Origin of the sequence: Streptomyces sp. NPDC091371, from assembly GCF_040684275.1 — a bacterium.
Taxonomy (GTDB): domain Bacteria; phylum Actinomycetota; class Actinomycetes; order Streptomycetales; family Streptomycetaceae; genus Streptomyces.
The window spans coordinates 171,772-179,786 of record NZ_JBFBFP010000013.1; the positions used below are offsets into that span (position 1 = coordinate 171,772).

8 protein-coding genes are annotated in these 8,015 nt (G+C 72.0%); 3 read left to right on the forward strand and 5 right to left on the reverse strand.

The features are described from left to right. Positions 1–120 precede the first annotated feature (120 nt). From AB0O21_RS17590 to AB0O21_RS17600, 3 genes are all read right to left on the reverse strand, one after another. Entirely contained in the window at positions 121–1,290 is a 1,170-nt protein-coding gene (locus tag AB0O21_RS17590) for an Mrp/NBP35 family ATP-binding protein (protein ID WP_365172016.1), read from the reverse strand. Between the two features lie 42 nt (positions 1,291–1,332). Beyond that, the gene (locus tag AB0O21_RS17595; RefSeq protein ID WP_365172034.1) at positions 1,333–1,914 is read right to left on the reverse strand and encodes a DUF1003 domain-containing protein; all 582 of its coding nucleotides are present in this window, start codon (positions 1,912–1,914) and stop codon (positions 1,333–1,335) included. A gap of 88 nt (positions 1,915–2,002) precedes the next feature. Further along, entirely contained in the window at positions 2,003–3,274 is a 1,272-nt protein-coding gene (locus AB0O21_RS17600; protein ID WP_365172017.1) for a CBS domain-containing protein, read from the reverse strand. 188 nt (positions 3,275–3,462) lie between these two features. Between AB0O21_RS17600 and AB0O21_RS17605 the strand changes: the two genes are divergently transcribed. Next, a complete protein-coding gene (locus AB0O21_RS17605) occupies positions 3,463–4,248 on the forward strand; it encodes a hypothetical protein (RefSeq protein ID WP_365172018.1) in 786 nt (261 codons plus the stop codon). A 180-nt stretch (positions 4,249–4,428) separates the two neighbouring features. On the opposite strand, the gene AB0O21_RS17610 is transcribed toward AB0O21_RS17605, so the two are convergent. Further along, complete coding sequence (locus tag AB0O21_RS17610; RefSeq protein WP_365172019.1) at positions 4,429–4,941, reverse strand: hypothetical protein; 513 nt, start codon at positions 4,939–4,941, stop codon at positions 4,429–4,431. 20 nt (positions 4,942–4,961) lie between these two features. Next, positions 4,962–6,077 carry a magnesium and cobalt transport protein CorA gene (locus AB0O21_RS17615; RefSeq protein WP_365172020.1) on the reverse strand — a complete coding sequence of 372 codons (1,116 nt, stop codon included), beginning with the start codon at positions 6,075–6,077 and terminating at the stop codon, positions 4,962–4,964. A 386-nt stretch (positions 6,078–6,463) separates the two neighbouring features. Between AB0O21_RS17615 and AB0O21_RS17620 the strand changes: the two genes are divergently transcribed. Together AB0O21_RS17620 and AB0O21_RS17625 are read left to right on the forward strand one after the other, a co-directional pair. Then, complete coding sequence (locus tag AB0O21_RS17620) at positions 6,464–7,048, forward strand: suppressor of fused domain protein (protein ID WP_365172021.1); 585 nt, start codon at positions 6,464–6,466, stop codon at positions 7,046–7,048. A 68-nt stretch (positions 7,049–7,116) separates the two neighbouring features. Then, the gene (locus AB0O21_RS17625; protein WP_365172022.1) at positions 7,117–7,758 is read left to right on the forward strand and encodes a DUF6758 family protein; all 642 of its coding nucleotides are present in this window, start codon (positions 7,117–7,119) and stop codon (positions 7,756–7,758) included. Positions 7,759–8,015: the final 257 nt, after the last annotated feature.

Consider the following 8,015-nt stretch of genomic DNA (forward strand, 5'->3'; position numbering starts at 1 on the left):
TGCCCTTTCATGCTGCGCGGCCCCTGCGGGTGCGTGTTCCGGTGTGCCCACCCGTTCCATCCCCCTAGGACTTCGTCCAGGGGGGACCCCCAGGCGGAACGATTGCCCGCACAGGGGGCGCTAGAACTTGTTCCTGGGGGTGATGCCCAGGGACATGCCCGAGAGGCCTCGGGCGCGGCCGCCCAGTTTGCCCGCGATCGCGCGCAGGGCCGCGCCGGCCGGGGAGTCCGGGTCGGACAGGACGACCGGCTTGCCCTCGTCGCCGCCCTCGCGCAGGCGCACGTCGATCGGGATGGAGCCGAGCACCGGGACCGTCGCGCCGACCGTCTTGGTCAGGCCGTCCGCGACCTTCTGGCCGCCGCCCGAGCCGAAGACGTCCACCATCTCGTCGCAGTGCGGGCACGGCAGGCCCGACATGTTCTCCACGACGCCGACGATCTTCTGGTGGGTCTGCACGGCGATCGAGCCGGCCCGCTCCGCGACCTCGGCCGCGGCCTGCTGCGGGGTGGTGACCACGAGGATCTCGGCGTTCGGCACCAGCTGCGCCACCGAGATCGCGATGTCGCCGGTGCCCGGCGGCAGGTCCAGCAGCAGCACGTCCAGGTCGCCCCAGAACACGTCGGCCAGGAACTGCTGGAGCGCGCGGTGCAGCATCGGGCCGCGCCACACCACCGGGGCGTTGCCCGGGGTGAACATGCCGATGGAGATGACCTTCACGCCGTGCGCCGACGGCGGCATGATCATGTTCTCGACCTGGGTGGGGCGGCCGTCGACGCCCAGCATGCGCGGCACGCTGTGGCCGTAGATGTCCGCGTCGACCACACCGACCTTCAGGCCGTCCGCGGCCATCGCCGCGGCCAGGTTGACGGTGACCGAGGACTTGCCGACGCCGCCCTTGCCGGACGCGACCGCGTACACGCGGGTCAGCGAGCCCGGCTTGGCGAAGGGCACCTCGCGCTCGGCGGTGCCGCCGCGCAGGGTGGCCGCCAGCTCCTTGCGCTGCTCGTCGCTCATCACGTCGAGGGTGACCGCGACGGAGGTGACGCCCGGGACCTTCTCGACGGCCTCGGTGACCAGCTTGGTGATGGTCTCGCGCATGGGACAGCCCGACACGGTCAGGTAGACGGTGACGGCGACCGCGCCGCCGTCGCCGATCTCCACCGATTTGACCATGCCGAGCTCAGTGATCGGCCGGTGGATCTCGGGGTCGTTCACCGTCGCCAGCGCGTCCAGGATCGCATCCTGCTCGGGCGCGGAGGCGTCAGCGGCGGAGCTTGTGTCGGTAGCCATGCCCCGATGGTACGGCTCGGTAGCAGGGCGCAGGAAAGCCCGTCAGCGGTCGCCTTCGTCACGTTCCTGCGGGAATAGCCGCCGCTCGTCCATCTCCTTGATCAGGTCCTGGAACTCGGACCTGATCCAGTCGCGCGTGGCGACCTCGCCCAGGCCCATCCGCAGGGCCGCGATCTCCCGGGTCAGGTACTCGGTGTCGGCGATGGAGCGCTCGTTCTGCTTGCGGTCCTGCTCCAGGTTGACCCGGTCCCGGTCGTCCTGCCGGTTCTGCGCGAGCAGGATCAGCGGAGCCGCGTACGAGGCCTGCAGCGAGAGCATCAGCGTCAGGAAGATGAAGGGGTACGGGTCGAACCGCAGGTGCCCCGGCGCGAAGATGTTCCACAGCACCCAGGCGATGATGACGACCGTCATCCAGACGATGAACCGGCCCGTGCCGAGGAACCGCGCCACCCGCTCCGAGAGCCGCCCGAAGGCCTCCGGGTCGTACTCGGGCAGCAGCCGCCGCCGCGCCGGCCGCGGCAGGTCGAGGCGGACCCGCGGGCGCGTCAGCGCACTGGACCCGGTACCCGTCCCGGCCCCCTTCGCGGCGCGCTCGGAGGAACGCTCCCCCGTGGCCTCCGCCAGGGCGGCCTGGGCCCGCGCCAGCTCGCGCCGCTCACGGTTCTGCTCGCGACGTCGCTCGCGTGCCTGCTCGCGCTCGGCGCGCCCCCGCTCAGTGGCCACCTACGGCCTCCTCCGAGTGGAAGTCCTTCTCGCGCCAGTCCTCAGGCAGCAGGTGGTCGAGCACGTCGTCCACCGTCACCGCGCCCAGCAGCGAACCGCTCTTGTCGACCACCGGCACCGCCACCATGTTGTACGCGGCCAGGTAGCTGGTCACCACGGGCAGCGAGGCGTTCGGACGCAGCGGTCGCAGGTCCGTGTCCACGATCGAGCTGACCAGCGTGAACGGGGGGTCGCGCAGCAGCCGCTGGAAGTGCACCGTGCCCAGGTACTTGCCCGTGGGCGTCTCGTCCGGCGGCCGGCACACGTACACCTGGGCCGCCAGCGCCGGCGACAGGTCCGACTGCCGTACGCGGGCCAGCGCGTCGGCGACGGTCGCGTCGGGGCGCAGCACGATCGGCTCGGTGGTCATCAGACCGCCGGCGGTGTTCTCCTCGTAGGACAGCAGGCGCCGCACGTCGGCCGCGTCGTCCGGCTGCATCAGCGTCAGCAGCCGCTCCTTGTCGTCCTCCGGCAGCTCGGACAGCAGGTCGGCCGCGTCGTCCGGGTCCATCGCCTCCAGGACGTCGGCGGCGCGCTCCTCCTTCAGCTTGCCGAGGATCTCCACCTGCTCGTCCTCGGGGAGCTCCTCCATGACGTCCGCGAGCCGGTCGTCGTCGAGGGCGTTGGCCACCTCGGCGCGCCGCTTCGGCGTCAGGTGGTGCAGCACGTTCGCCACGTCGGCGGGGCGCATCTGCTCGAAGGTGGCGACCAGGTTCTCGGCGCCCTGCCCGTGCTCCTCCAGGGAGAAGCCCGTCACGGCGGACCACTCCACCGTCAGGGTCTCGCCGCGCCGGCGCAGCGCACCGCCCTTGCCCTTGCGCACGAAGATCTTGTCGATCTCCCAGTCCCGGCGGGCCGGCAGCTGCTGGATGGCCACGTCCAGGACGGTGACCTCCTCGCCGTCCGCGACCAGGTTCACCCGTCGGTCCAGCAGCTCGCCGAGGATCAGCCGCTCGGTGGGGCGCTGCTCGAAGCGCCGCATGTTGACGACACCGGTGGTGATGACCTGACCGGACTCCACGCCCGTGACCCGGGTCATCGGCAGGAAGATCCGGCGCCGGCTGACCACCTCGACCACCAGGCCCAGCAGCCGCGGCGGCCGTCCGCCGACGCGCAGCATCGCCACCAGGTCGCGGACCCGCCCGACCTGGTCGCCGTTGGGGTCGAAGACGGGCACACCCGACAGATGCGAGACGAAGATCCGCGGGGCGCCACCAGCCATCCGAGCGCCTCCTAGTGCGTCCCTCAACAGTCCTGCCGCCCCTCAGGCTAGCCCGTGACCGGCGCAAGCGTCCTGGTGGGGCGGTCCGCCCGGGGGTGCGCGGCCACCCGGGGCGCGGTCACGGTGCGCGGCACGGCGCCGGGTACGCTGCCAGCTGCTCGCAGACGACCGACGAGAGGCACCCGCACGTGACCGCCTACTTCCCTGCCGCGCGCCTGCGCCGGGCCGCCTTCATCGGTGCGTTGTGCGCGGGACTCGCCGTCACCGGCACGGGCTGCGGGTCGGATCCGGACGAGGGCACGAACGGGGTCGGGAAGCTCTCCGCCGACAAGATCGAGGAGAAGGCGAAGGCGGCCGCCACGGCCGCCGACTCGGTGCACCTGTCCGGCACGCTCGTGAGCGGCGGCAAGTCCTTCACGCTCGACATGCGGCTCAAGTCGGACGGCGGCTCCGGCGAGGTGAAGTCGCAGGACGACACCTTCCAGCTGCTGCGGGTGGGGGAGCAGCTGTACCTGAAGGCGAGCGCGGCGTTCTGGGGCCAGTCCGACTCGGCCGGCAAGCTCGGCGACAAGTACGTGAAGGTGCCCGAGAGCGACCCCACGTACAAGCAGTTCCGCGGCTTCACCGACATGCACGTCCTGCTGGACGGTCTGCTCGGCCTCGAAGGCAAGCTCGCCAAGGGCGACTACACCAAGGTCGGGCACACTCGCGCGGTCCAGGTCACGGCCGACGCGGGCAAGGGCGGGAAGCTCTCGGTCTCCCTGGAGGGGACCCCGTTCCCGCTGCTCATGGAACGCGCGGGCGGTGCCGGCCGGGTGGAGCTCGCGGAGTGGGGCAAGACGTTCCCGCTGGACCCGCCGGCGCAGGACCAGACGGTGGACTACGGCTCGCAGCTGCCGACCACGAAGGAGGGCGGCGCCGCCCCTGCCCCGTCCAAGGGCACGGGCCAGGGCGCCAACCCTTCGAAGCCGTAGCCTCGCGGGGCGGCGGGCGGTGACGGCCGGCTACGCCGAACCGGAGCCGTCCAGCGCGGCCGCACCCCTCAGCCCGTCCGGCGTTTGAGGACCGGGGTCTGGGGCGGAGCCCCAGTTTCGGGAAGGGGCGGGGTGGGGAAGGCCCCGCGCAGCGGCCGCACCAGGCCCCGGCGGGGGCGGTCAGCCGCGGGTGGACTTCTTGCGCTTCAGGAGGAGCTTCGGCAGATGGCCCGGCATCGGGCGGCGGGTGATCGCCGGCGAGGGCAGCGGGGAGGCGGCCAGGGAGCCGGCCGGGAGGGTGCCCAGGCCTTCGGGCTCCAGGCGCAGCAGGCGGCACTCGCGAGCCCAGCGCTCGGTCATGTCCTCCGAGTCGGGGGCGTTCAGGCGCTTGCCCTTGAGCTCGGCGACCGCCGCCGCCCACTCCTCGCTGCGGGGCGCGATCTCCCGTACGGTCGCCGTCCAGGCGACCAGCCGGCCGCCCTTGTCCTTGCTCCGCACGGTCACCTCGGCCGCCGCGCCGTCCGCCAGCCCGGGGAAGGGCTGCTCGCCGGGGCCGTCGCCCAGCACGTGCGCCGCGCCGTCCACCCAGGCGTGCCACAGGGCGCGGTCCGCCCCGGCGCCGCGGACCCAGATCAGGCCGGACTTCTTGGTGGCCTCCTCGACGAGGGCCAGGTCGAGCGTGCTGAGAGTCATGCGCACAGAGTAGCCACCCCCTACAGCCAGCCGTGGCGGCGGAGTGCGCGGTGGATGGTGAAGCAGATCCCGACGATCGAGGCCATCACCATCGGATAGCCGTACTTCCACTGGAGCTCGGGCATGTGGTCGAAGTTCATCCCGTACACCCCGCAGATCATCGTCGGTACGGCGATGATCGCCGCCCACGAGGTGATCTTGCGCATGTCCTCGTTCTGGGCGACGGTCGCCTGCGCGAGGTTGGCCTGGAGGATCGAGTTCAGCAGTTCGTCGAAGCCGACCACCTGCTCGTGCACCCGGGCGAGGTGGTCGGCGACGTCGCGGAAGTACTTCTGGATGTCCGGGTCCACCAGCCGCATGGGGCGCTCGCTGAGCAGTTCCATGGGCCGCAGCAGGGGGGCGACGGCCCGCTTGAACTCCAGTACCTCGCGCTTGAGCTGGTAGATGCGGCCCGCGTCGCCGCCGCGGGTGGCGCCCTTGGTGGGGGGAGCGAAGACGGCGCTCTCCACCTCGTCGATGTCGTCCTGGACGGCGGCCGCGACCGCGATGTACCCGTCGACGACGTGGTCGGCAATGGAGTGCAGGACCGAGGAGGGGCCCTTGGAGAGGAGGTCGGGGTCGTCCTGGAGCCGGTGGCGCAGGCCCTTCAGGGAGCCCTGGCCGCCGTGCCGGACGGTGATGACGAAGTCGGGGCCGGTGAAGCACATCACCTCGCCGGTCTCCACCACCTCGCTGGTGGCGGTCAGTTCGGCGTGGTCGACGTAGTGGATCGTCTTGAAGACGGTGAAGAGGGTGTCGTCGTACCGTTCCAGCTTCGGCCGCTGGTGCGCGTGCACCGCGTCCTCCACCGCGAGGGGGTGCAGCCCGAAGGTGGCGGCGATCCCGGCGAACTCCGCCTCGGTGGGCTCGTGCAGGCCGATCCAGGCGAAACCGCCGTCCTCGCGGACCCTGCGGATCGCCTCACGGGGCGTCAGACAGGCCGGCCCCTGCACGCGCCGGCCGTCGCGGTACACGGCGCAGTCGACCACGGCGCTGCTCGCCGAGGGGTCGCGGGTGGTGTCGTAGCCGGGCTGTACGGGGGTGGACTTGCGCAGCGACGGACGGACGGCCGCACGCAGGTAGGGCAGCATCGACATGGCAGGCTCCTTCTCGCGCACGGCTGCGGACCGTACGGGTGGGAGGCCTTCCGACTGGCACGGCGGGCGCGGGCGGGCGGCCCGGGCAGGCGGAAGGAACAGGACGGAGGACAAGAACGTTCTGCCGTCGCTCTTCTACTGATCAGCAGATCACAGGGGGCGGGAGTCGCCCGTCAGGGAAGCGGAAGAGCGATTGGTACTGCACGATCGACTTCGATCCATCGCAGCCCCACCTCCTCCGGCCGGTCCCCCGTGAGGGACGTCCTGTCGTCCAGAGCCTCGAACAACGCTTCTGCGTGCGGCCCGAACCAGCTGTCAACACTATCAGCCGACGGATGGTCAAGACCCGCCCTTTACCCGGCTGATACGAGTTCTATGCTCGCTCCATGGCAGAAATTCTGGCCCTCGTGGAGGCCCGGCTGCGTACCGCGTTCGGCGAACCCGACGCCCGCGCCGCCGTCACCTTCCTGGGCACCGACCGCATCGAGGTACTCCGCTTCGCCGAGGGAGACCTCGTCCGGTACGCGACCCTCGGGATGTCCGCGCACCCCATGACCGACCCGACCGACATGGTCGCCGACCCCGTACGCGGGCCGCGCGCCGAGCTCGTGCTGACCGTACGGGGAGGACTCGCGCCCACCGACAAACTGCTCCGGCCGCTCGCGGTGCTGGCCGCCTCCCCCCAGGTCGAGGGCCTGATCGTGGCCCCCGGGGCCTCGCTCGACGTGGGCGAACCGCTCTGGGACGGGTCCGCGTTCAGCTCCGTCCTCGTGGCCGAGCCGGGCGGCCTCGTGGAGGACCTCGAACTGGACGAGCCCATGGACCCGGTCCGCTTCCTCCCGCTCCTCCCGATGACCGCGAACGAGGCCGCCTGGAAGCGCGTCCACGGCGCCGCGGCCCTCCAGGAACGCTGGCTCGCCCGCGGCACCGACCTGCGGGACCCGTTGCGCAGCGCGGTCGCACTGGACTGAGTGGCCGGCAGCCCGGATGGGTGAGCCAGCCTTGACGGGCGGGCGGGCGGGGAGGAGCGTGGCTTCTTATGAGGGGTGAACCAAGTTGCCCGAAGTGCGGTGGCCGGGTCAGGGCGCCCGGACTCTTCTCCGACTCCTGGCAGTGCGCGGTGCATGGCGCTGTCTACCCTCTGCAACCAGTGATCCCGCCCAGCGTCGAAGGCCTGAGCGTGGTCGTGCACCGGGCGCGGGTGCCGGTCTGGATGCCCTGGCCACTGCCGGTGGGATGGCTGTTCACCGGTGTCGCCTCCGCCGGTGACGACCGCAGCGGGGGCCGGGCGACGGCGGTGGCCTGCTCGGGGCCCGGTCCGCTCGGCGGCATGGGCGAGCTGCTGCTGGTGGCCGAGGAACTGGGAGTGGGGCTCGGAGCGCGTTTCGCGGGCATCGACGGCCCCGATCCCGGCCCGCACATCGACGTATCGGACCCGCCGCACGCCAAAGTGGCCGCGGCCGGCCGCCCGACACCGCTGTGGCACCTGAAAGGCGCCCCCGACGACCGGGCCGTCTTCGCCGGGGAGGCGCGGGGCCTGTGGCTCTGGGCGATCGTCTGGCCGGAGCAGACCGGCCTCCTGATGTACGACGAGCTCGTCCTCACCGACCTCCGCGACGCGGGAGCCGAACTGGAACTCCTCCCGTGCGGCGCCCTGAGCCCGCGCATCCTGAGCAGCTGAGGGGCGGGGTGGCCCCGGCCCCACGGGGCGTGGCGTACGGGGCTCACGGCGCGGGCCGGCCATCTCCCCCGCGGGGGGTGGGGGCGGGGCGGTGTTTGCCCACCCGCCCCCTGGGGGCGGCGGTGGCTTCGCGGTTGTCGGGGTCCGGGCTGGGCGGAATCGGAGAGGGCGCGGGGGGTTTCCCGTCAGTCCCATAGTCCTTCCGTGTCGGGCCGGCCTGTAAAGGGCGCTCACTTCGTTCGCGTCGCTTCGCGATG